The sequence below is a fragment of the Variovorax sp. YR216 genome (assembly GCF_900107745.1).
Taxonomy (GTDB): domain Bacteria; phylum Pseudomonadota; class Gammaproteobacteria; order Burkholderiales; family Burkholderiaceae_C; genus Variovorax.
Genome location: NZ_FNRO01000001.1, coordinates 181901 through 204657, shown reverse-complemented (window position 1 = coordinate 204657; position 22757 = coordinate 181901). Strand labels below are relative to the sequence as shown.

The window sequence follows — 22757 nt, the reverse complement described above, 5'->3', positions numbered from 1 at the left end:
CACCCATGCCGGATGCCGAGGCTCCATTGCGCGTTCGATGGCTCGCGATGCTCGTGCTCTGCGCCCTGGCAGCCGGTTGTTCGCTCCTGCAGGCCGACCGGCAGATGCGGCGGCTGGACAACTCGATGTACTTCACCGGAATCGTCGAGACGGAGAAAGAGGCCCGCGGTCCGATCGTGGTCGTGCTCTACGAGGTGGACGCGACACCGACGCCGGTCTTTCTCGAAGTCGTACCCCGAAGCCGCGGCGTCTACCACCTGGCCGGCGCGCCGGCCAAGTACCGGATCCTGGCGTTCGAAGACATCAATGGGGACATGACTCGCCAACCCGGCGAACCCGGCGTGGACTACGAGGGAACGGCCTTGAGCATCGACGCGGTCAACGATCCGCCGACCGCAGCGACCGGGCTGGGTCACATCAGGATTCCCTCCAGTGCGCCGGCCGGCGCGCTGCCGGTGTTCCCGGCCGAGGCGTACGCCGCCCTGGTGCAACGCCGGCGCCAGGAATTCGGCTCCGAGGCCAGCATCAGCGAAAAGCGGTTCTCCCCGCCGCTCATCCGGGAAGGCATGTTTCAACCCTTTCGGTTCCTCGAAGAGGGGCGATCCGGCCTGTTCATGCTCGAACCCTACGACCCGCAGCGGGTGCCGGTGATCTTCGTGCACGGCATCGGCGGGTCTCCGCGCGACTGGGAGCACGTGATCGAGAAACTCGACCGCACAAGATTCCAGCCCTGGGTCTTCTACTACCCCAGCGGCTTCTCGATCGGGCTGTCGGCCATGATGCTGAACAACGCGGTCGACGAACTGCACTTCCGCCACGGCTTCCCGACCAGCATCGTGGTGGCGCACAGCATGGGCGGCCTGGTCGCGCGCGGCGCGTTGAACATCATCCTGCGCGAAGGCCGCGAGCCGCCGGTCCATCATGTGATCACGATCTCCACGCCCTGGCTTGGACAGGAAGGTGCTCGATGGGCCGACATCGGCCCCACGCGCGTACCGGCTTCGTGGCTCGACATGGCGCCCGGCTCAGCGTACCTGAGCGAACTCACCGTCGTTCGCCGACCGCCCGACATTCGCTACACCCTGTTCTTCGGCTACGGTGGCCGGTCCAGCTTCGCCTCGGGCAACAACGACGGGGTCGTGTCGATGCGCAGCATGCTGCCGCCCGAACTCCAGTCGCGCGCCAATTTCATCTTCGGATTCGACGAGGACCACACCTCCATCCTGGCGTCCGACGCCATGATCGACGTGCTGCAGGCACGCATGAAGGACGAACTCGGGCACTGGTCGGGATCGAGATGAAGCCACGCGGGGCTGGCCCATAGAATGCTTCGCACTCATCCATTCCCACTCTGCAGGAACCTTCATGAGCTCCCTCAACTTCATCGGCGGTGAAAAGGGCGGTGTCGGCAAATCGGTGACAGCGCGCGTGCTGGCGCAGTATTTCATCGATCACAGCCGGCCTTTCGTGGGCTTCGACACCGATCGCTCGCACAGCTCCTTCACCCGCTTCTACGAAGGCTTTGCGTCGCAGGTGGTGGTGGACAGCTTCGAGGGTCTCGACACCGTGGTGAACGGCTTCGAGCACAACCCGCAGCAGAACGTCATCGTGGACCTCGCCGCCCAGACGCTGGCGCCGCTTGCGCGCTGGATCAAGGAGTCGGACCTTTTCGACGTCTTCGCCGAACTGGGCGTGTCGGTGAACTTCTGGCATGTACTCGACGATGGCAAGGACTCCACCGACCTGCTCGGCGTCCTGATCGACACCTTCGGCAACCGGCCCAACTACATCGTGGTGCAGAACTACGGCCGCGGCAGCGACTTCGGCATGCTGCTTGGATCGCAATCGCTGGCCAAGGCGACCGCGCACGGCGCGCGCGTGGTGACCCTGCCACGCCTGCATGAAGCGAGCATGCGGAAGATCGATGCGCACAACACCAGCTTCTGGAAAGCTGTCAACGACCGCGAAGGCCCGCGTGCGCTCGGCCTGCTGGAACGCCAGCGCGTGAAGACCTGGCTGGCAACAGCCTATGCGGCGTTCGACACGCTGCCGCTTTGACGACTCGCGCATTGCGCAATTTCGCAACAATGCGATTGCGCAAATAGACAGTTGAATCCGGCTCTATTGGACAACCCTGTCGCAATCCCACAACGCGTCACTTAATTAGGCGCGTCGATCCTGCAGGATCGTGGCGCAATTCAGCAGGATCGCGCCAGCCATTCGCAAATCGCTCTGATGGAATCACACCAACTTCCCAAAAGGAGGTTGGCCGGGCCCGGTGAAAACCGGTGCCCTATGTTTAACCTTGGAGTAATTTGCAATGAAAAAAACTCTGGTCGCCCTGGCCGCTCTGGCCGCCATCGGCACCGCCTCGGCTCAATCGTCTGTCACACTATTCGGCGTCCTGGATGCCTCGATCAGCGGCTATTCGAACAAGGCGGAAGACAAGAACTTCCCCACCCTGACCAACCCCGAATATCTCAACGTCGGTCACGTGACGACCAGCCGCACGGGACTGGGCAATTCCGGCTACAACGCCAGCCGTCTGGGCTTCCGTGGTACGGAAGATCTGGGCGGTGGCATGGCTGCCAGCTTCTGGCTGGAAGCCGGCCTTGGCAATGACCAAGGCACCGCCGGCAAGGATGGCATGCTCTTCAATCGTCGCACGACGGTAAGCCTGTCGGGCCCGTTCGGTGAAGTCCGCCTCGGCCGCGACTACACCCCTACGTATTGGAACGACACCGTGTTCGATCCCTTCGGCACCAACGGCGTGGGCACCAGCCTGGTCTACTCGGCCAACAACGGATACAAGGGCAACACGAACTATGACCGCGCCAGCAACTCGGTGGGCTACTTCCTGCCTCCGAATCTTGGTGGTTTCTACGGCCAGCTGATGTACTCGTTCCACGAGCAAGCCAAGTACAGCCCCGGCGATGCCACCCCCCACGAGCTCAACAACTCGCGCACCGGGGGCTACGTCGGCGGGCGCTTCGGCTATGCAACCGGACCTCTGGATGTTGCAGCTTCGTACGGCTCGTCCACCGTGGGTGACGACTTCTATGACGGCCTGACCAGCAAGGTCAACACCTGGAACCTCGGCGCTTCGTACGACTTCGGTCCCGTCAAGCTGTTCGGCGAGTACTCGCAGGCCAAGTACAAGGTGTCGGACAGCAACCCGATCGTCGACATCACCGACCCGATCAACGGCTTCCGCTCGTTCAACGAACCCTCGGTGAAGGGTTGGCTGGTCGGCGCGACCGTGCCGGTCGGTGCGGGTCTCATCCGCGTGTCCTACTCGTCGGTCAAGTACGACCTCGACGAACCCGCGGCGCTGGTTAACCCGGGCGCAGCTTTCGATCCGATCGCCAACCCGCTCGTGTCCAACCCGGATCCGAAGGCCAACAAGTTTGCGATCGGCTACGTGCACAACCTGTCGAAGCGCACTGCGTTGTACGCGTCGGTGGCGCGCATCAGCAACAAGGACGGTGCAGGCCTGACCGTGGGTGGACCCAACTTCGTCACGCAGTACAAGCCCACCTTCAGCACCGCCGAAGCTGCTGCCCTGACGCCGAAGACGTCGACTGGCTACGACATCGGCATCCGCCACACCTTCTGATCGGATTACCGTCTCGAAACAGGTGTGAACCTGAAGGCTGTCCCGGCGAAAGCCGGGCGGCCTTTTTCGCATTGCCGGCAAATCTCCAATAAGAAAGTCCGGCCAGGGAGTTTTTGAAATGCCGAACAACAATATCCTGTCCATTCATACCGCGGATGAATTGATCGATCTGAATGATCTCCGCGTCTTTGCATACGTGGCCTCGCTCGCCAGTTTTTCACTGGCCGCCGACGCATTGAAAATCCACAAATCGAGCGTCAGTCGCAGCATTGCACGGCTTGAATCGATGCTGGAAACGCCATTGATCCAACGCACGACGCGCAAGGTGGAATTGACTGGCCGCGGCGCTGCATTGCGGGAGCGGTGTCTTGAATTCGTCTCGCATGTGAACGAGACGATCAAATTCGTTGCGACGACCAAGAAGGAATCGTCGCGAGATCGAAAAGACAGCCGCACGGCTGCGTCGTCTTCCATGGAGCCGGCCGCGACCTAGGGCCGATGTCAGGACGTGCGGCCCTTCGCCGCCGTTCGATTTCCCTATCGAGCGGCCGCCCCGCTCCACTCCAGTCCGCCGCGCAATGCCTGCCGCATCTTGCTCGGCGCGACCTGATACCAGCTCTTGAACTTGCGCCCGAAGCTGGCGGGGTCCGCATAGCCGAGTTGCGAGGCGATCGATTCGACCGGCAGCTCCGTGTGCTGCAGATACCAGGCCGCATGCGTCTTGCGCAGGTCGTCCTTGATGTCAGAGAACGTCGCGCCGACCTCGCCGAGCCTGCGCACCAGCGTGCGGGCAGAGATCCCCAGGCAGGACGCCAGTTCGGCGACATCGGGATTGGTCATCAGCCGGTCGAGCAACGCCGTGCGCACGCGCTGGACGAAGCCGCCATGCCGCATTTCCGACTCCAGCCTCTGACAGGCCTGCGCGGCGTCGAGAAATACCTTGGCATCGGCCGAGGCACAAGGCAGATCGAGCAATTCGGATGGCAGCTGGAGCGTCAGGTGCTCTTGCTCGAACACCGCCTTTCGCACGTAGCGCAAGCACGGCACGTCGTTGCCGGAGGGATGGGAATACGGAAGCCCCACCGCGAGCTCATCCGCCGGGCGACCCAGGATTGCTTCCAACAGGCGGCAATATGCACCGACGATCGACTGCATCACGAAGACGAGCGTTTCGAACAGCGGGCGCGTCGGTCTGACCCTCAGCGTGCTCAGCCTCGGACCGGTTTCGAGATGGAACTCCAGGCTTCCGAAGATCAACCTGGAATGACGGCTGAGAAACTGAAGGCCCTTGCCCAGCGTTTCGCTGCTCACGACGGCGATGCCGACGGGGCTGTGATACGGCTGGAGCATCGATCCTGCCATCAAGCCCAGCGCGGGCTCACCGCTGGCCTCGATCGCATGTGCGACAAAGCGGCGAAAGACCGCGAAGTCGACCATCTGCTTTTCGTCGTGCAGATCGTGCCAGGCGAGGCCGGCCCGCTCGAGGACGGCCGAGGGCCGCACGCCGCGGCTGTTCAGGCAGTCAAGGACGCTTCGGATGTAGACGGGATGCGCGAACGGGAGGTAAACCTCGCCCGTGGCGTTGATGTTCATGAGGTGACAGCGGGGGCTGGCCTGGCAGCCCATCAGCCATCAAAGCGACCCGAGGGAAGCAAAGCTCAAGCCATGCTTCGGCATGACGAGCTGCGATGGAATCGTGGGGAGACGAGGGACTTGCCAGAGCGTGTTATTTGACAGGTCAAATTTACCGCCCTGCGCCTTGCGCCCTGCCCCAGGAACACGAGGGAACGTCGGACCACTCAGGCGAAAACTCTTGCCTGGAGCTGGAAACCGAAGCGCCGAAATCAGCGGGTTCCGCGACGGAACACCAGAACCAGCAGCAACACCGCGAAAACGCTGAACGCAAGGAACGACCAGTTCGCGATCGACAGGCCGAGGAAGGTCCAGTCGATCTTGGTGCAGTCCCCCGCACCGCGGAAGATCATCGGGACCGCGCGCTGCAGCGGGAACATCTCGATCATTCCGTAGATGTCACGGCCGCAGGAAACGACTTCCGGCGGGTGCCATTGCAGCCAGCTTTGTCGAGCGGCGGTGTAGGCACCCCCGACAGCCATGACGAGGCCGAGCAGCGAGCCCGTGATCTGCAGGCCCCTGCGTCGGCTCATGGCGGCCCCCCCCGCAAACAGTGCGACGAGCACGAGGGCATAGCGCTGAACGATGCACATCGGGCACGGCTCGAGCCCCACCACATGCTGCAAGTACATGCCGAACGCCAGCATGGCGACGCATGCGACACAGATCAACGCAAGTGCACGCCGCGGCGCGCCGAAATACCAATCGATCAAGGTGATACCCAGTCCTCTACGAACACCCGGGCCTTGCGCGGCGTGGCGACGACCGTGTCGCCCTCGCGAAGACCCAGTTCCCGGAACTGTTGCGCAGGGAGTTGCGCCTCGATGATGGTTCCGGAGCCCGGATTATCAGGATTCGATTCGACGGGTTCGAGTTCCAGGCGCGCGATGGGTCCGACAACGATCGCTCGTGACAAAGTCGACACGATGCCGGAGATACCTTGCTTGTACGGCACGACATCGAGATCGTGCGGGCGCACATAGGCCAGCGCCTTGCCGTCGCGCAGGTCGCGGTGCTCGGGCGAATCGATCCGGAAGCCCTCGACATGCACTTCGCCCTCGTGGGCCCGGCCGTGGAACAGGTTCACATCGCCGAGAAAGCCGTAGACGAACGGACTGGCCGGGTGGTCCCACACGTCCTGCGGTGAACCCGTTTGCTCCACCTTGCCGCTGTTCATCAGCACCACGCGGTCGGCGACTTCAAGCGCCTCCTCCTGGTCGTGCGTGACGAAAATGCTGGTGACGTGCAGTTCGTCGTGCAGGCGCCGCAGCCAACGGCGAAGCTCCTTGCGCACCTTGGCGTCGAGCGCGCCGAAGGGCTCGTCGAGCAGCAGCACCTTCGGCTCCACCGCGAGCGCACGCGCCAGCGCAATGCGCTGCCGCTGGCCGCCCGAGAGCTGGGAGGGATAGCGGTCCGCCAGCCAGTCGAGTTGCACCAGTTTCAGCAGATCGGTCACCTTGGCCTTGATCTGCGCCTCGCTGGGCCGGAGGCTGCGCGGCTTCACGCGCAGGCCGAATGCCACGTTCTCGAACACAGACATGTGCCGGAACAGCGCGTAGTGCTGGAACACGAAGCCGACCTGGCGCTCGCGCACGTGCACATCCGTGGTGTCCTCGCCCGAGAACAGGATGCTGCCGGTGTCTGCGGTCTCGAGTCCCGCGATGATGCGCAGCAGCGTGGTCTTGCCGCAGCCCGAGGGACCGAGCAGCGCGATCAGTTCGCCCGACGACACATCCAGGCTCACGTCGCGCAGGGCATGGAAGTCGCCGAAGCGCTTGCTGACGTTGCGGATTTCGATACTCATGATTTCCTTTCCTTCAGGACGCAGCCGGCGTTGGACGCTCGGGCGGCAGGTCGGCAATCGCCTTCATTTCACGCTCGTGACGCCACTCGACGAAGGACTTGATCACCAGCGTGACCAGCGCCAGGATGGCCAGCAGCGAAGCCACTGCGAAGGCGGCGACGGACTGGTATTCGTTGTAGAGCACCTCGACGTGCAGCGGCATGGTGTTGGTCTGGCCGCGGATGTGCCCCGAGACCACCGACACCGCGCCGAACTCGCCCATCGCCCGCGCGTTGCAGAGGATCACGCCGTAGATCAGGCCCCACTTGATGTTGGGCAAGGTCACGCGCCAGAAGGTCTGCCAGCCGGTCGCGCCGAGCACGATCGCCGCCTGCTCTTCATCGGTGCCCTGTGCCTGCATCAGCGGGATCAGCTCACGCGCGATGAACGGGAAGGTCACGAAGATCGTCGCGAGCACGATGCCCGGCACCGCGAAGATGATCTTGATGTCGTGCTCCGCGAGCCACGGCCCGAACCAGCCCTGTGCGCCGAACACCAGCACGTAGATCAGGCCCGCGACCACCGGCGACACGGCGAACGGCAGGTCGACCAGCGTGGTCAGGAACGCCTTGCCGCGGAACTCGAACTTGGCGATCGCCCATGCGGCGCAAATACCGAAGACGAGGTTCAACGGCACCGCGATTGCCGCGGTCAACAGCGTCAGGCGGATCGCGCTCCATGCATCGGGCTCCTTGAGCGCTTCGAAGTAGGCGCCGAAGCCCTTGCGCAGCGCCTCGGTCGCGACCGCCGCGAGCGGCAGCACCAGGAACAGCAGCATGAAGAGCAACGCGATCGCCGTCAGCGTCCAGCGCACCCATGGCGATTCGGTCGTGCCGGCCTGCGCGCGGCGGACGGTCTTCGTAGAGGCGTTCATACCGGCGCTCCCGAACGGCGACGCTGCCACGCCTGCAGGCCATTGATGACCAGCAGCATGACGAACGAGATCACGAGCATGACCAGCGCCACCGCGGTGGCACCCGCGAAGTCGTACTGCTCGAGCTTGCCGATGATGATGAGCGGCGTGATCTCGGAAATCATCGGCATGTTGCCGGCGATGAAGATCACGGAGCCGTACTCGCCGATCGCGCGCGCGAAAGCCATTGCAAAGCCGGTGAGCAGCGCCGGCATGATCGACGGCAGGATCACCTTCGTGAAGGTCTGCAGGCGTGTCGCACCGAGGCTGGTCGCGGCTTCTTCCAGCTCTTTCTCGGTGTCTTCGAGCACCGGCTGCACCGTACGGACCACGAAAGGCAGGCCGATGAAGATGAGCGCGATCACCACGCCTGCCGGCGTGAACGCGAGCTTGATGCCCAGCGGCTCGAGGTACTGCCCGATCCAGCCGTTGCCCGCGAGCAGCGCGGTCAGCGAGATACCGGCCACCGCGGTCGGTAGCGCAAAGGGCAGATCGACCAGCGCATCGACGATGCGCTTGCCCGGAAACTTGTAGCGCACCAGCACCCAGGCCACGAGCAGCCCGAACACGAGATTGACCAGCGCCGCGATGAACGACGCGCCGAAGGTCAGCCGGTACGACGCCATCACGCGCGGCGCGGTGACTGCCACCCAGAACTGATCCCAGGTCAGCGCGAAAGTCTTGAAGACCAGCGCCGACAACGGAATCAGAACGATCAGGCCGAGGTACACCAGCGAATAGCCGAGCGTCAGATGAAAGCCCGGCAGCACGCGCCGGGACACACCCATACCGCCCGTGCGCGCAGGCGCCGCCGCCGAAGACGGCAGCGCCGAGGAAACCGCGCCGCTCATCGGACCCCCACGCTCAGCACTGTCGTGTCATCGCTGCCCCCCGAGGGGGCGTTCGCTTGCTCGAAGCGGTTCAGCGCGGCGCTCATTACTTCGCGCCAGGCGTATAGATCTTGTCGAACTGCCCGCCGTCGTTGAAGTGCACCTTCTGCGCTTCCGCCAGGCTGCCGAACAACTCCTGCACCGTGAAGAGCTGCAGCGGCTTGAAGGTCGCAGCGTGCTTCTTGAGCACGGCTTCGGAACGCGGACGCAGCGCATGCTTGGCCGCGATTTCCTGCGCCTCGTCGGAGTAGAGGTAGTCGAGGTAGGCCTTGGCCAGGTCGCCCGAACCACGCTTGTTGACCGTGCGCTCGACCACGGCCACCGGGTTCTCGGCCAGGATGCTGATCGAGGGATAGACCGCATCGACCTTGCCTGCGCCGAACTCGCGGTCGATCGAGACCACTTCCGATTCGAAGGTGATCAGCACGTCGCCGATGTTGCGCTGCAGGAACGCAGTCGTCGCATCACGGCCACCGCGCGCGAGCACCGGCACGTTCTTGAACAGCTTGCCGACGAACTCGGCCGCCTGGGCGTCGGTACCGCCCTTCTTCTTCACATAGCCCCATGCCGCGAGGTACGCATAGCGGCCATTGCCGCCGGTCTTCGGGTTCACGATCACCACCTGGACGCCGGGCTTGACCAGGTCATCCCAGTCCTTGATGCCCTTCGGGTTGCCGTTGCGGGTGAGGAACAGCATGGTCGAAGTGGTCGGCGATGCGTTGTACGGGAAGCGCTTGGGCCAGTCCTTCGCGACCACGCCGGCGTTGGCGAGGAAATCGATGTCGGTGCTGGTGTTCATCGTCACCACGTCGGCATCGAGACCGTCGGCCACCGAGCGCGCCTGCGCGCTGGAGCCGGCGTGCGACTGGTCGATCTTCACGTCCTTGCCGGTGGTCTTCTTGTAGTAAGCCGCGAAGGCCGTGTTGTAGTCCTTGTAGAACTCGCGCGCCACGTCATACGACACGTTGAGCAGGGTCGTCGGCTGCGCCGACGCGATGCCGGCGGCGGCCAGCGCGAATGCGCCGATGAGGGTCTTGATTCTTGAAGTCATAGGGTTGCCAGAGGTTCCAGATTCTTGCGGCCGTCCAGGAGAGGAAACGGCTCGTCCGTCAACGATTGCAGCAGCGCAAGGCCGAGCGGCCAGTCACCGTGGCCGGATTCGATGTTGATGTGCCCGGCATTCTGCATGCGAACGAATTCGCTCCCCCAGGCGCGGGCATAGGCGCCAGCGAGGCGCACCGGGCAATAGGGGTCGTTGCTGCTGGCCACGACGATGCTGCGGTACGGCAGCTTCGCGTACGGGACCGGCGCGAAATCGGAAAGCACCGCGCGGCGTTCCGGGTCGGCCGGCGCGACCAGCAGCGCACCGCTGATCCGTGCCGCGGCCGTGTCGGAGAGATGCGTGGTCGCGATGCAACCGAGGCTGTGCGCAACGATGACCACCGGCTGGGGGCTTCCGAGCACGAGCTTTTCGAGCGACGCCACCCAGGCCTCGCGGCGCGGAGTGATCCAGTCGTCCTGCGCGACGCGGACCGCGCCCTGCATCCGCTCGGCCCACAGGCTCTGCCAGTGGCCGGGACCGGAATCGCGCCAGCCCGGCACGATGATGATGGTCGGCTTTGCCACGTGGGCCATGGTTCCTCTTGCTCGCTCTCGGTGGATGGGGAACCGGCGATTCTCCGAAGCCTTCCTTCAAAGGCAAACGAATATCTGATTGTTTGAATATGACGTTTTTCGCATAAGCAATCAGATCACGTAGTCGTGCGGCTCTTCGCGGTCCAGGTTCTCGACCAGGAAATCGATGAGCTGCCGCACCGCCGGCACCAGCGCCCGCCGGGCCGGGAACATGGCGTGGGTGATGCCCGGCGCCGGCCCCCAACCCGGCAGGACCTCCACCAGAGTGCCGGCCTTGAGTTCGGCCCGGCACATGTAGTCGGGCAGGACCGAGGCGCCTGTGCCCTGCACCACCGCGAACTTCAGCGTCAGCAGATCGTCCGCGACGTAGCGCGGCACATGGGTGTGGACCACCACCTTGCCGGCCGGGCCTTCGAGCCGCCAGTTGGCGCGGCCGTCGCCGGTGGACATCGTGACGGTGTCCAGCCTTCCCAGATCCGGCGGCGTCTGCACCGGACCCTGCCTGCGCAGCAGGTCGGGGCTCGCGACCAGGATTCCGCGGCTGATGCCGAAGGTCTTCGCGACCAGCGTGGCACTGTCCTCGATCTCAGGCCGCACGCGCAAGGCGAGATCGACGCCCTCCTCGACCGGATCGACCGGCCGATTGAGCACCCGCATCTCGACACGTACAGCAGGAAAACGCGCCATGAAGCGCGGCAGCAAGGGCCCGACGCTGCCCTGTGCGAGCGTGACCGGGCAACTCAGCCGCACCGTGCCGCGCGGCTCGGTCTGCACCTGGGCCACGGCTTCGGAAGCGGCCTGTGCAGCGTCGCGCATTGCCGCGCAGTGCTTCAGGAAAATCTCGCCGGCCGGCGTCAGCGAGAGGCGCCGCGTGCTTCGCTGCATCAGCTGCACGCCCAGTTGCGTCTCGAGGTCCGCGACGCGCCGTGACAACCGCGATTTTGGAATGCCGAGCGCGCGGCTCGCCGCCGCGAAGCCGCCGCGCTCGGCGACTTCGGCGAAGAACACCATGTCGTTCAGGTCTTGCATGGTCAATTGTCCTATCAGTGGAACGATTTAGACCATTTTTACCGACTTATCAGCAAATCGCTTCAAAAATAGAATTCTTCCCACGCCGACCGATTTCCGTGCCGGCCCTGTTCAAGAAAGACCATCGATCATGAAACTGCTGCACGTCGACTCCAGCGTCCTGGGCACCAACTCCGTCTCGCGCCAACTCACGGCCGAGATCGTGGCCGAATGGCGCAAGAACCACCCTCACACCAAGGTCGACTATCTCGACCTCGCGGTGGACACGCCGAACCACTTCAGCGCCGATGCGCTCGGTATCAAGGTGGGCGTCCCGGCCGAACCGACCGAAGCCCAGCGCCGCGAAAACGAGGTGTCCGAGCGCCTGGTGAGCCAGTTCCTCGCCTCCGACGTGATCGTCATCGGCGCGCCGCTCTACAACTTCACGGTGCCGACCCAGCTCAAGGCATGGATCGACCGCCTCGCCCAGACCGGCCGCACCTTCAAGTACACCGACAAGGGCCCGGTCGGCCTCGCCGGCGGCAAGACGGTGATCGTGGCTTCCACCCGCGGCGGCATGTACTCGACCAGCGAAGGCGGTCAGGCCATGGAGCACCAGGAAAGCTACCTGAAGGTGATCTTCGGTTTCTTCGGCATCACCGACGTGCGCTTCGTGCGCGCGGAAGGCGTCGGCATGGGTGACGCCGCCAAGGCAGCTGCCTTTACCGCCGCACGCGCCGACATCGCTGCGGCGACCGGCAAGGCCGCCAACCAGGATCAAGCCACCCTGGCCGCCTGATCCGGCGGACCCAAAGAAAAAGGGCGGGTACCCCATCGGGTACCCGCCCTTTTCTTCGTCTGTCGATTACTTGGAGTGGTCGTTGACCCAGGCCACGTACTTGTCGACCCAACCCTGCAGGAACTGCTTGCTGCCTTCGGCCACATGGCCCTTGTCGTCGAAGAGCCCCTCCTTGTTCTGCAGGAAGACTTCGGGCTGCCCGAGCGTCGGCATGTCCAGATAGGCCAGCACCGCGCGCAGCTGCTGCTGGGCGACGGCGGTGCCGATCTGGCCGATGGAGATCCCGATCACACCGGCCGGCTTGCCCGCCCACGCGCTTTGCCCGTAAGGCCGCGATGCGTTGTCGATCGCGTTCTTGAGCACACCCGGAATCGCCCGGTTGTATTCCGGCGTCACGAACAGCACACCGTCCGCGGCCGCGATCTCGGTCTTGAGCCGCTTGACCGCGGGCGCCTGGTTGCCGTCCTGGTCCTGGTTGTAGAGCGGCAGGTCATCGATGCGGACATGCTCGAACGTGAAGTCCGAGGGCGCGAGATGCGCAATCGCCAGCGCGAGCTTGTGATTCAGCGAATCCTTGCGCAGGCTGCCGATGACGACGGCAATCTTTTTCTGGGCCATGGAAACTCCTTGTGGTGCGGGTTGAAGGAAGTCGTGAGGGGTGGATTGTGCGGCTCATGCCGCCGTCCTGCGCGGCGCGTTCTGAAGGCTCGCCTGCGACACGCTGGCGCCGGGCGGCACATCGTCGGTGATCCACACGTTGCCGCCGATGGTCGCCCCTTTGCCCAGCGTGACGCGGCCCAGGATGGTTGCGCCGGCGTAGATGACCACGTCGTCCTCCACGATCGGGTGGCGCGGCTGCCCTTTCTGGAGATTGCCTTCGGCATCGGTCGGAAAGCGCTTGGCGCCTAACGTGACGGCCTGGTAGATGCGCACGCGCTTGCCGATCACGGCCGTCTCGCCGATCACGACGCCGGTGCCGTGATCGATGAAGAAGCCCGCATCGATCTTCGCGCCGGGGTGGAGGTCGATGCCCGTCACGCTGTGCGCGAGCTCGGCCACGATGCGCGCAAGCAGCGGCAGGCCCAGGCCGTAAAGCTGGTGCGCGAGCCGGTGATGAATCATCGCGAGGATGCCCGGATAGCACAGCAGCACTTCATCCACGCTGCGTGCCGCGGGGTCGCCCTGGTAGGCGGCCAGCACATCGCCGTCGAGCAAGCGGCGAATGCCCGGCAGTGCGGCCGCGAATTCGCGAACGGCCTCGGTGGCCTGTTCATCGATCGCTTCGGGCGGGCGCGGGTCGTGGCGCGAGGTGTAGCGAAGTTCCAGGCGGGCCTGCGTCCACAGCGACTGCAACGCCGCGTCGAGCGTATAGCCCACGTAGAAGTCCTCGCTCTCGCGACGAAGATCGGGCGGACCGAGGCGCATCGGGAAGAGCGCCCCCTTGAGCGAATCGACGATATCGGCCAGCGCTTCCCGCGAGGGGAATTCGCGGCTGCCGGGCTCGCGCGATCGTTTCTGGGCATCGCGCCATTCGTCGCGTGCCGCATGCAGCGCGGCAACGATGTCGCTCACATCGAACAAAGACATGCCATTCCTCCGGGTCGTGGGGTCTGACCATGCACCATCGCGCAAAACCCCACCTCGAGCGGGTTTCTACACGAAACCCGCCCGCCCCGGCGGCAACTTCGCGCGAGGCTTACCAGCTGGCCAGCACCGAACCCTTGAATTCGTTCTGGATGTAGTTGCGCACCTCTTCCGAGTGATAGGCCTTCACCAGCTTGGCGACCCAGGGCTTGCTCTTGTCCTGCTCGCGCACGACCAGAATGTTCACGTAGGGGCTTTTCGCGCCTTCTTTCGCGATCGCGTCCTTGCCCGGGTTGAGGCCGGCCGACAGCGCGAAGTTGGTGTTGATGCCCGCGGCATCCAGGTCGTCGAGCGAGCGCGGCAACTGGGCGGCATCGACTTCGACGAACTTGATCTTCTTCGGGTTCTCGATCACGTCGAGCGGCGTGGCCTTGAGACCGGCCTCGGGCCTGAGCTTGATCAGGCCCTGGTCCTGGAACACCAGCAGCACGCGGCCGCCGTTGGTCGGGTCGTTCGGGATGCCGACGCGCGCGCCGTCCTTCAGGTCCTTCAGGCTCTTGACCTTCTTCGAATAGATGCCGATCGGGAAGTTGACCGTGTAGGCCACGTCCACGAGCTTGTAGTTGCGGTCCTTGACCTGCTGGTCGAGGTAAGGCTTGTGCTGGTAGCTGTTGGCGTCGAGATCGCCGGCGGCCAGCGCGGCGTTCGGCTGCACGTAGTCGCTGAACTCGACGATCTGGATCTTGAGGCCGTCCTTCTCGGCAACCTTCTTGACCTGCTCGAAGATCTGCGCGTGCGGGCCGCCGGTGACGCCGACCTTGATCGGCTTGTCCTGTGCGAATGCCGGCACGGCCGCAAAGCCCGACGTGATCGCCAGCGCGACGATCGACTGGAGAAGCTTGCGTTTGGATGAAGACATGAAACGTGTTCCTTGTGGGAGAGAGAAAGAAAGACCGGTGGGTCCAGGGAGAAAAAATCGGATCACTTGTGGCTGAGCCTGCGCACCAGCCAGTCGCCGCCGCTTTGCAGCGCCTGCACAAACAGGATCAGCACGATCACCACAGCCAGCATCACTTCGGGCAGAAAGCGCTGGTAGCCATAGCGGATGCCCAGGTCGCCCAGGCCACCGCCGCCGATGGCGCCCGCCATCGCGGAGTAGCCCGTGAGGCTCACGAAGGAGATCGTCACGCCCGCCACGATGCCGGGCAAGGCTTCGGGCAGCAGCACCTTCCAGACGATCTGGCGCGTGGTCGCGCCCATGGCCTGCGCCGCCTCGACGAGGCCGCGATCGACTTCGCGCAGGGAGGTCTCGACCAGCCGCGCAACGAAGGGCGCGGCGGCGATGCTCAAGGGCACCACGGCCGCCGCGGTCCCGATCGACGAGCCCGTCAACAAGCGCGTGAACGGAATGATCGCCACCAGCAGGATGATGAAAGGCGTGGAGCGCACCGCATTGACGATGGCACCCACGATGCGGTTGGCCGGCCGGTTCTCGAGCACGCCGCCGGTGTCCGTGAGATGCAGGTACACGCCGAGCGGCACGCCGACCGCCGCGCCGATCAGGCCCGAGATGCCGACCATCACGATGGTTTCCCACAGCGAAGTCGCGAAGAGTTCCAGCATGGGGCCGGTGAAGACGTCAAACATGCGCCACCTCCTGCACCGCCACGCCGGCGCCGCGCAGATAGGCGACGGCCGATGCCACCGATTCGCCCGCGCCGCGTGCCAGCACGGCGAGCGAGCCGAAAGGCCGCCCCTGGATCTCGTCGACCTGCCCATGCACGATCGACAGGTCGATGCCGAAGCGGCGGATCACCTGCGAGAGCAGCGGCTGGTCGGCAGCATCGTCGCCCGCGAAAGCCAGTCGCAAGAGTTGCGGCGCCCCGCTGCTGCCGCTCTTCATCAGCGTGCGAATGCGCGCCAGCACGCTTTCAGGCAGTTCCTGCGGTGCGATGTCATCGAGCAGGCTGCGCGTCGTCTCGTGCTGCGGCCGAGTGAAGACATCGAGCACGGCGCCCTGCTCCACGATGCGCCCATGGTCGATCACCGCGACCTGTTGCGCGAGCTGCTTGATGACCTGCATCTCATGCGTGATGAGCACGACCGTCAGGCCGAACTCGCGGTTGATCTGCTGCAGCAGCGCGAGGATCGAACGCGTGGTCTCGGGATCGAGCGCCGAGGTCGCCTCATCCGACAGCAGCACCTTCGGCCGGTTGGCGAGTGCACGCGCAATGCCCACGCGCTGCTTCTGGCCGCCGCTGATCTGCGCCGGATAGCGGTCGCGCAGGCCGGTCAGGCCCACCAGTTCGAGCAGGGGTTCGACGCGGCCGCGGATGTCCGACGGACGCAGGCCCGCGAGTTCGAGCGGCAGCGCCACGTTCTCGTAGACGGTGCGGGAGGCCAGCAGGTTGAAGTGCTGGAAGATCATGCCGATCCCCTGGCGCGCGGCGCGCAGTTCGGCCTCATTGAGCGCAGTGAGCTCGCGCCCGTCCACGCGCACGCTGCCGCGCACGGGACGATTGAGAAGATTGATGGTGCGCACCAGCGAGCTCTTGCCCGCCCCGCTGCGCCCGATCACGCCGAACACTTCGCCCGGCGCCACCGTCAGGTCGATTCCCTTGAGGGCTTCGACCGACCCGTTCGGGCCGTCATAAATCTGGTGAATGTCAGAGAGTTGGATCATCCCCATTTTAAAGCTTGGCGATCGACACCTCGGTCGACTTCACCAGCGCAACCACGTCGGATCCGACCTTGAGTTGCAGCTCGTCGACCGAGCGCGTGGTGATGACCGAGGTCACGATGCCCCACGCGGTCTCGACGTCGACTTCGGAGACGACATCGCCGCGGATGATTTCGCGGACCTTGCCCTTGAACTGGTTGCGGACGTTGATGGCTTGGATGGACATGAAGAACTCCTTTTGGGTTGGGATGAATGAAACGGGCGGGTCAGATCGCCCAGCGAAGAACGTGGGCAGGACCGTCGGCCCACCGCGTGTCGTTGGCGGGCTCTGCCTCATCGGGCTTCTGCAGCACGCGATCCAGGATGCGTTTCTCGATCGCGGCGAAAGCCGGATCGCCCTGTGAGCGAGGCCGCGCGAGCGCGATGTTCTCGTCAAGCGCGATGCGCCCGTCCTCGATGAGGATCACGCGGTCCGCCAGCGCGACGGCCTCCTGCACATCGTGCGTGACCAGCAGCGCGGTAAAGCGGTGACGCTGCCAGAGGCTCTCGATGAGCCGATGCATCTCGATGCGCGTCAACGCATCGAGCGCGCCCAGCGGTTCGTCGAGCAGCAGCAGCCTCGGGTGATGCACCAGTGCACGCGCAAGCGCCACGCGCTGGCGCTGGCCGCCCGAAAGGCGCGCGGGCCACTCGTCCTTGCGCTCCGCGAGTCCGACCTGCGCGAGCACCTCGGCGCCGCGCGCCCGGTGCTCGGCCGGCAAGCCCAGCGTCACGTTGTCGAGCACGCGCCGCCACGGCAAGAGGCGCGCTTCCTGGAACATGATCCGCGTGTCGTCGTGCAGGCCGTCGACCGCCTTGCCGTCGGTGTAGAGGGCACCTTCGGACCCCTGCTCGAGTCCCGCGACGAGGCGCAGCAAGGTGCTCTTGCCGCAGCCGCTGCGGCCCACGATCGCGATGAACTGGCCGGGCTCGACCGCGAGCTGGGTATTGCGCAGCACCTCGCGTTCGCCGTAGCGCTTGGACAGGCCGCGGATGTCGAGGCGTACGCCGCCGGGCACCTCGGCCTCGCGCTGCGCGGTCTGGGGGATGGCACTCATGGTCTTCTCTTCCTCACTTTGCGGTTTGGTAGCCCGGATGCCAGCGCAGCCACCAGCGCTCCAGCGCCCGGGCGAACAGGTCGGCCAGCTTGCCGAGCAGTGCGTAGAGCAGGATGCCCACGAGCACGATGTCGGTCTGGAGGAACTCGCGCGCGTTCATCGTCAGATAGCCGATGCCCGACTGCGCGGAGATGGTCTCGGCCACGATCAGGATCACCCACATCAGCCCGAGCGAGAAGCGCAGGCCCACGAGGATCGACGAGGTCGCGCCCGGCAGGATCACCTCCTTGTAGAGCTGCCAGCGCGAGAGCCCGTAGGTGCGGCCCATCTCGATCAGTTGCGGATCGACGTTGCGGATGCCGTGGAAGGTGTTCAGGTAGATCGGAAAGAACACCGACACCGAGATCAGGAACAGCTTGGCCGACTCGTCGATGCCGAACCACAGGATCACCAGCGGGATCAGCGCCAGCGCCGGGATGTTGCGCACCATCTGGATGCTCGAATCCAGCAGCGTCTCGAAGAAGCGGATCGAACCGGTGAGCAGTCCCAGCCCCAGCCCAAGCCCGCCGCCAATCGCGAGGCCGCCGAGGGCGCGCCCGGCGCTCACCTTCACATGGGTCCACAGCTCGCCGGAGACGGCGAGATTCCACGCGGCCTTCACCACGTCGATGGGCGCCGGCAGCACGCGGGTCGAAAGCCAGCCGAGCGAGGACGCGATCTGCCACGCCACGATCAGGCCCACCGGCACCAGCCACGGGACGAGTCGCTTCGCCACCGACACACCGAATGCCTTCGCGCCGTTCAGCGACGGCACCGGCGTTGGCAGCGGCTGTGTTTGCACTTGTTCTGTCATTGGGGTCCTTTGTCGGGTCGCCGGTCAGCTCTGCGAGAGCAGCCGCGAAGGCGCATCGAGATTCGCGACCACCTCGCCGAAAGGCCCGGTCAGCGCCTGCGACGGCACGCTGGTGCGTTGCTTGCGCGGCAACAGCGGGAAAACGAGCTCCGCAAAGCGGTAGGACTCTTCGAGGTGCGGATAGCCCGAGAAGATGAAACTCTCGATGCCCAGCGATGCGTATTCCTCGATGCGCGCAGCGACAGTCTTCGGATCACCCACCAGCGCGGTGCCCGCACCGCCGCGCACCAGCCCCACGCCGGCCCACAGGTTCGGGCTGATCTCCAGATCGGCGCGGGTGCGCTTCGCACCGCCCGCATGCAGCGCGGCCATGCGGCGCTGCCCTTCGGAATCCATGCGCGCGAACGCGGCCTGAGCGCGTATCACCGTGTCGTCGTTCACGCGGCTGATGAGCGATTCGGCAGCACGCCAGGCTTCGTCCTCGGTCTCTCGCACGATCACATGGAGGCGAATGCCGAGCTTCACGGTGCGGCCCTTGCGCGCCGCGCGCTGGCGAACATCGGCGATCTTCTTCGCGACCTCGGCGGGCGTTTCCCCCCAGGTGAGATAGGCATCGACCTGCTCGGCGGCGAGCTCGTGCGCCGCCTCCGACGAACCGCCGAACCATACCGGCGGATACGGCTTCTGCGTGGGCGGAAACAGCAGCTTCGCGCCCTTCACGGAGAGGTGCTTGCCGTCGTAGTCGAAGCTTTGGCCGTCATGGCTGCGCGCGATGATCTCGCGCCAGATGCGGATGAACTCGGCCGATTGCTCGTAGCGCTCGGCGTGGGGCAGAAGCACGCCGTCGCCTTCGAGTTCCGCCTGATCGCCGCCGGTCACGAGATTGACCAGCACGCGGCCGCCCGACAGCCGATCGAAGGTCGCAGCCATGCGCGCCGCGAGGCTCGGCTGGTGCAGCCCGGGCCTCACCGCGACCAGGAAACGCAACCGCTTCGTCGCACCGATCAGGCTTGAGGCGACGACCCACGGGTCCTCGCACGATCGGCCTGTCGGAATCAGTACGCCCTCGTAGCCCAGTTGATCGGCCGCACCCGCAATCTGCTGAAGGTAGGCCAGATCGACCGGACGCGCGCCCTCGGTCGTGCCCAGATAGCGGCTGTCGCCGTGCGTGGGGAGGAACCAGAAGATGTTCATGGCTGTGTCTTGTGCTTGGTCGTCAGGGTTTGGTGGAGGCGAGCCGTGTGTCAGGCCGCCACACGATGCGCGCGACCTCCACGGGCTTCGGAATGAGTCCGAGCTTGTAGAAGGCATCGGCAACGCGCTGCTGGTCGGTCACCGTCGCAGGCTGGATCGGACCCACGGGCGACGGCGGCCGGCGCTGGAGAAACAGGCTCACGATCCCCGCATCGAGACCGCTGAAATCCGCGATCAGCTTGATCGCGGCGGCACGCTCCTGCTGCACCAGGCGATCGGCGCGGGTCAGTTCCTCGAAGAGCGCGGCGATGACCGCCGCATGCTTGTCCGCGAACGGCCTCGACGCCAGATAGAAGGAGTTGTTGCCCGACAGCCCACGGCCGGTGGCCAACGCACGCGGCTGGATCGCGAGCTCGGTCGCGGCATAGAACGGATCCCAGATCGCCCAGGCATCGACGCTGCCTCGCTCGAAGGCGGCGCGCGCATCGGCCGGTGCGAGGTAGACGGGCTGGATGTCGTTCCATTGCAGGCCGGCCTTCTCGACCGCGCGCACCAGCAGGTAGTGCGCGCTCGACCCTTTCTGCAGCGCCACCTTGCGGCCCTTGAGGTCGGCGAGCGATTTGAGAGGCGAATCCTTCAGCACCAGGACGGCGGAACTGTCGGGCTTCGGTGGCTCGGCGCCGACATAGACGAGATCCTTGCCTGCGGCCTGCGCGAACACCGGCGGCGAATCGCCGGTGAGCCCGAACTCGAGACTGCCGACCGACAGCGCCTCCAGCAGTTGCGGCCCGGCCGGGAACTCGATCCAGGCAATCTTCGAGCTCGGAAAGCGCTTTTCCAGCCAGCCCGACTGCTTCACGATCACCAGGTTGGCCGCGGACTTCTGGTAGCCGATCCGAAGCTGCTGGAGCGGCTCGGACGATGCCGGCGAAGCCGCCGGCTGCGCCAGCGCGACGGGCCCGCCCAGCCCCCAGGTCGACGCCGTGACCACGAGCAGTTGCAGCAGGCGGCGGCGCGCAATCGAATGCGTGCTCATGACGTCGCGGCGATGAAGCCGGTGATGAGCGCGACCGCGACGACCACCAGCGCGCTGATGGCGAGGTCCAGGGCGACCCACAACGCGGAGCGCGGCGGGGTCAGGGTGTTCGAGGTCAAAGGGGGCATGTTCTTCTTTCTTCGGGCGTAGGCGTCCCCTGACCGCATGGCGGCCCAATCGATCGGGACGGGAGTTGGACGGAGGCGGCGCCATTCAGGCGCCCGGATGACGGACGAACCGTCAGACGCTACATCGCACCTGTTCGAAGGCCACGGGCTCGAAGCCCCAGGTCGCTGGCAGCCTGAGACCTTCGCTGGCGAGCGTCTCGACCGCATCGTCCAGACGCTGCGACAGGTCCGCCTGCAACTGGTAGGCGCCTTCGGGCTGCAGCGTGACCTGTCCGTCGGTCGCATAGACGCCCGGCAGGATGTGCCGCGCCGCGAGCGACTGCAGCACAGGCCGCAGCGCGTAGTCGAGCGCCAGCATGTGATGCGGGCTGCCGCCGGTGGCGAGCGGGAGCACCGTCTTGCCCTTCAACGCGGACTGCGGCAGCAGATCGAGGAACACCTTGAGCACGCCGCTGTACGCCGCCTTGTAGACGGGCGTCGCGATCACGATCACGTCGGCGCGATGCACTTGCTCGGCCGCGTGCTGCACCGTGGGGTGCGAGGCTTCGCCCAGCAGCAGCGCATGCGCGGCCAGTTCGCGGATCGCGAGACGATCCACCTTCACCTCGCGCAGCGCCAGCCGCGCCGCCACGGCATCGAGCAGGACCGCCGAGCGGGACGGCGCAGAGGGACTACCGGCGATCAGGAGCACAGACACGTCAAATCACTTTCAAGAGCAATGTCGTCGGGAGGGGCGCCGCGCCCGGCCGCCCGAAGCGGCCGGCCCGCCCCCGGTAGGGAGTTGGCGAAGCGACACGCAGTGCGCGCAGCCTGGGGGCGAGCTTATTTGTTCAAGTAAATCTGGTCGAACGAGCCGCCATCGGCAAAGTGCGCCTTGTCCGCCTTGGTCCAGCCACCGAAGGCTTCGTCGATGGTGAACAGCGTGAGCTTGGGGAACTGGTTCGCGTACTTGGCCTTGGCCTTGTCGGAGGTCGGGCGGTAGTAGTTGCGGCCGGCGATGTCCTGGCCTTCGTCCGAATACAGGTACTTCAGGTATTCCTCGGCGACGGCGCGCGTGCCCTTCTTGTCGACCACCTTGTCGACCACCGTCACGGTGGGTTCGGCGAGGATGCTGATCGACGGCACGACGATGTCGAACTTGTCAGGGCCGAACTCCTTCAGCGCGAGGAAAGCCTCGTTCTCCCAGGCGAGCAGCACGTCACCCACGCCGCGCTGCACGAAGGTGATGGTCGAGCCGCGCGCGCCGGTGTCGAGCACAGGCACGTTCTTGTAGAGCTTGCCGACGAATTCCTTGGCCTTGTCGTCGCCGCCATACTTGCGCTTGGCGAATTCCCATGCGGCAAGGTAGTTCCAGCGGGCGCCGCCGGAGGTCTTCGGGTTGGGGGTGATCACCTGCACGCCCGGCTTCGCCAGGTCGTCCCAGTCCTTCAGGCCCTTCGGGTTGCCCTTCTTCACAAGGAAGACGATGGTCGAGGTGTACGGGGCCGAGTTGTGCGGCAGGCGCTTTTGCCAGTCGGGCTTGACCAGACCGCCGTGCGTGACGAGCGCGTCGGTGTCGCCGGCCAGCGCCAGCGTCGCGACGTCGGCATCGATGCCGTCGATGATCGAGCGGGCCTGCTTGCCCGAACCGCCGTGCGACTGCTTGATCGTCACGTCCTGGCCGGTCTTGCCCTTCCAGTACTTGGCGAAAGCCTGGTTGTAGTCCACGTACAGTTCGCGCGTCGGGTCGTAGGACACGTTCAAGAGCGTCACGCCGCCTTGGGCGAACGACGGCAATGCCGTCAGGGCGATGCTCGCGGCGGCGGCGGCACCGAGGGAAAGCTTGATAAAGTCGCGGCGAAGGCTCATG

At 65.2% G+C, this 22757-nt stretch carries 26 protein-coding genes; 5 read left to right on the top strand and 21 right to left on the bottom strand.

Features of this window, described 5'->3' with window-relative positions:
* The first annotated feature begins 5 nt into the window (after positions 1 to 5).
* The 4 genes from BLW05_RS00965 (at position 6) to BLW05_RS00950 (ending at position 4109) form a co-directional block, all read left to right on the top strand.
* Positions 6 to 1301, top strand: coding sequence for an esterase/lipase family protein (locus BLW05_RS00965; RefSeq protein ID WP_093158561.1), 1296 nt, complete (start codon positions 6 to 8; stop codon positions 1299 to 1301).
* 64 nt (positions 1302 to 1365) lie between these two features.
* Positions 1366 to 2058 carry a P-loop NTPase family protein gene (locus tag BLW05_RS00960; protein WP_093158558.1) on the top strand — a complete coding sequence of 231 codons (693 nt, stop codon included), beginning with the start codon at positions 1366 to 1368 and terminating at the stop codon, positions 2056 to 2058.
* Between the two features lie 262 nt (positions 2059 to 2320).
* Positions 2321 to 3616: a porin gene (locus tag BLW05_RS00955; protein WP_093158556.1), complete on the top strand. Its 1296-nt coding sequence runs from the start codon at positions 2321 to 2323 to the stop codon at positions 3614 to 3616.
* A 118-nt stretch (positions 3617 to 3734) separates the two neighbouring features.
* Complete coding sequence (locus tag BLW05_RS00950; protein WP_093158553.1) at positions 3735 to 4109, top strand: LysR family transcriptional regulator; 375 nt, start codon at positions 3735 to 3737, stop codon at positions 4107 to 4109.
* 44 nt (positions 4110 to 4153) lie between these two features.
* Here BLW05_RS00950 and BLW05_RS00945 read toward each other — a convergent pair whose 3' ends face one another.
* The 8 genes from BLW05_RS00945 to BLW05_RS00910 all read right to left on the bottom strand — a co-directional run bounded on the left by BLW05_RS00945 (position 4154) and on the right by BLW05_RS00910 (position 11558).
* Positions 4154 to 5209: an AraC family transcriptional regulator gene (locus BLW05_RS00945; RefSeq protein WP_177142527.1), complete on the bottom strand. Its 1056-nt coding sequence runs from the start codon at positions 5207 to 5209 to the stop codon at positions 4154 to 4156.
* A 251-nt stretch (positions 5210 to 5460) separates the two neighbouring features.
* Positions 5461 to 5961 carry a disulfide bond formation protein B gene (locus tag BLW05_RS00940; protein ID WP_093158548.1) on the bottom strand — a complete coding sequence of 167 codons (501 nt, stop codon included), beginning with the start codon at positions 5959 to 5961 and terminating at the stop codon, positions 5461 to 5463.
* Positions 5958 to 7052 (bottom strand): sulfate/molybdate ABC transporter ATP-binding protein, encoded by a 1095-nt coding sequence (locus BLW05_RS00935; RefSeq protein WP_093158546.1) that lies wholly within the window; start codon positions 7050 to 7052, stop codon positions 5958 to 5960. The genes BLW05_RS00940 and BLW05_RS00935 overlap by 4 nt, the downstream gene beginning before the upstream one ends.
* Positions 7053 to 7065: 13 nt before the next feature.
* Positions 7066 to 7965 carry a sulfate ABC transporter permease subunit CysW gene (gene cysW / locus BLW05_RS00930; protein ID WP_093158543.1) on the bottom strand — a complete coding sequence of 300 codons (900 nt, stop codon included), beginning with the start codon at positions 7963 to 7965 and terminating at the stop codon, positions 7066 to 7068.
* On the bottom strand, positions 7962 to 8855 hold the full coding sequence (gene cysT / locus BLW05_RS00925; RefSeq protein ID WP_093158541.1) for a sulfate ABC transporter permease subunit CysT: 894 nt from the start codon (positions 8853 to 8855) through the stop codon (positions 7962 to 7964). The genes cysW and cysT overlap by 4 nt, the downstream gene beginning before the upstream one ends.
* An 85-nt stretch (positions 8856 to 8940) precedes the next feature.
* Positions 8941 to 9945, bottom strand: a complete 1005-nt coding sequence (locus tag BLW05_RS00920; protein WP_093158538.1) for a sulfate ABC transporter substrate-binding protein — start codon at positions 9943 to 9945, stop codon at positions 8941 to 8943.
* A complete protein-coding gene (locus tag BLW05_RS00915; RefSeq protein ID WP_093158536.1) occupies positions 9942 to 10529 on the bottom strand; it encodes an RBBP9/YdeN family alpha/beta hydrolase in 588 nt (195 codons plus the stop codon). Before BLW05_RS00915 ends, BLW05_RS00920 begins: the two co-directional genes overlap by 4 nt.
* Before the next feature lie 111 nt (positions 10530 to 10640).
* Positions 10641 to 11558, bottom strand: a complete 918-nt coding sequence (locus BLW05_RS00910) for a LysR family transcriptional regulator (protein WP_093160338.1) — start codon at positions 11556 to 11558, stop codon at positions 10641 to 10643.
* 130 nt (positions 11559 to 11688) lie between these two features.
* Between BLW05_RS00910 and BLW05_RS00905 the strand changes: the two genes are divergently transcribed.
* Complete coding sequence (locus tag BLW05_RS00905; protein ID WP_093158533.1) at positions 11689 to 12336, top strand: FMN-dependent NADH-azoreductase; 648 nt, start codon at positions 11689 to 11691, stop codon at positions 12334 to 12336.
* Between the two features lie 66 nt (positions 12337 to 12402).
* Here BLW05_RS00905 and BLW05_RS00900 read toward each other — a convergent pair whose 3' ends face one another.
* The 13 genes from BLW05_RS00900 to BLW05_RS00845 form a co-directional block, all read right to left on the bottom strand.
* Positions 12403 to 12954 (bottom strand): NADPH-dependent FMN reductase, encoded by a 552-nt coding sequence (locus tag BLW05_RS00900; RefSeq protein WP_093158531.1) that lies wholly within the window; start codon positions 12952 to 12954, stop codon positions 12403 to 12405.
* Between the two features lie 54 nt (positions 12955 to 13008).
* Complete coding sequence (gene epsC / locus BLW05_RS00895) at positions 13009 to 13923, bottom strand: serine O-acetyltransferase EpsC (RefSeq protein ID WP_093158528.1); 915 nt, start codon at positions 13921 to 13923, stop codon at positions 13009 to 13011.
* A gap of 109 nt (positions 13924 to 14032) precedes the next feature.
* On the bottom strand, positions 14033 to 14839 hold the full coding sequence (locus tag BLW05_RS00890; RefSeq protein WP_093158526.1) for a MetQ/NlpA family ABC transporter substrate-binding protein: 807 nt from the start codon (positions 14837 to 14839) through the stop codon (positions 14033 to 14035).
* A 62-nt stretch (positions 14840 to 14901) separates the two neighbouring features.
* A complete protein-coding gene (locus BLW05_RS00885) occupies positions 14902 to 15567 on the bottom strand; it encodes a methionine ABC transporter permease (RefSeq protein WP_093158523.1) in 666 nt (221 codons plus the stop codon).
* Positions 15560 to 16603 carry a methionine ABC transporter ATP-binding protein gene (locus BLW05_RS00880; protein WP_093160335.1) on the bottom strand — a complete coding sequence of 348 codons (1044 nt, stop codon included), beginning with the start codon at positions 16601 to 16603 and terminating at the stop codon, positions 15560 to 15562. The genes BLW05_RS00885 and BLW05_RS00880 overlap by 8 nt, the downstream gene beginning before the upstream one ends.
* A gap of 7 nt (positions 16604 to 16610) precedes the next feature.
* Positions 16611 to 16826 carry a TOBE domain-containing protein gene (locus tag BLW05_RS00875; RefSeq protein WP_007829250.1) on the bottom strand — a complete coding sequence of 72 codons (216 nt, stop codon included), beginning with the start codon at positions 16824 to 16826 and terminating at the stop codon, positions 16611 to 16613.
* 40 nt (positions 16827 to 16866) lie between these two features.
* Positions 16867 to 17697, bottom strand: a complete 831-nt coding sequence (locus tag BLW05_RS00870) for an ATP-binding cassette domain-containing protein (RefSeq protein WP_093158521.1) — start codon at positions 17695 to 17697, stop codon at positions 16867 to 16869.
* Between the two features lie 13 nt (positions 17698 to 17710).
* A complete protein-coding gene (gene ssuC / locus BLW05_RS00865) occupies positions 17711 to 18550 on the bottom strand; it encodes an aliphatic sulfonate ABC transporter permease SsuC (protein ID WP_093158518.1) in 840 nt (279 codons plus the stop codon).
* 24 nt (positions 18551 to 18574) lie between these two features.
* Positions 18575 to 19744: an FMNH2-dependent alkanesulfonate monooxygenase gene (gene ssuD, locus BLW05_RS00860; protein WP_093158515.1), complete on the bottom strand. Its 1170-nt coding sequence runs from the start codon at positions 19742 to 19744 to the stop codon at positions 18575 to 18577.
* A 22-nt stretch (positions 19745 to 19766) separates the two neighbouring features.
* Positions 19767 to 20780 (bottom strand): sulfonate ABC transporter substrate-binding protein, encoded by a 1014-nt coding sequence (locus tag BLW05_RS00855; RefSeq protein ID WP_093158513.1) that lies wholly within the window; start codon positions 20778 to 20780, stop codon positions 19767 to 19769.
* Positions 20777 to 20908 (bottom strand): hypothetical protein, encoded by a 132-nt coding sequence (locus BLW05_RS36345; RefSeq protein ID WP_256329945.1) that lies wholly within the window; start codon positions 20906 to 20908, stop codon positions 20777 to 20779. Before BLW05_RS36345 ends, BLW05_RS00855 begins: the two co-directional genes overlap by 4 nt.
* A 112-nt stretch (positions 20909 to 21020) precedes the next feature.
* A complete protein-coding gene (gene ssuE / locus BLW05_RS00850; protein WP_093158510.1) occupies positions 21021 to 21605 on the bottom strand; it encodes an NADPH-dependent FMN reductase in 585 nt (194 codons plus the stop codon).
* Between the two features lie 125 nt (positions 21606 to 21730).
* Entirely contained in the window at positions 21731 to 22756 is a 1026-nt protein-coding gene (locus tag BLW05_RS00845; RefSeq protein WP_093158508.1) for a sulfate ABC transporter substrate-binding protein, read from the bottom strand.
* Between the last annotated feature and the right edge of the window lies 1 nt (position 22757).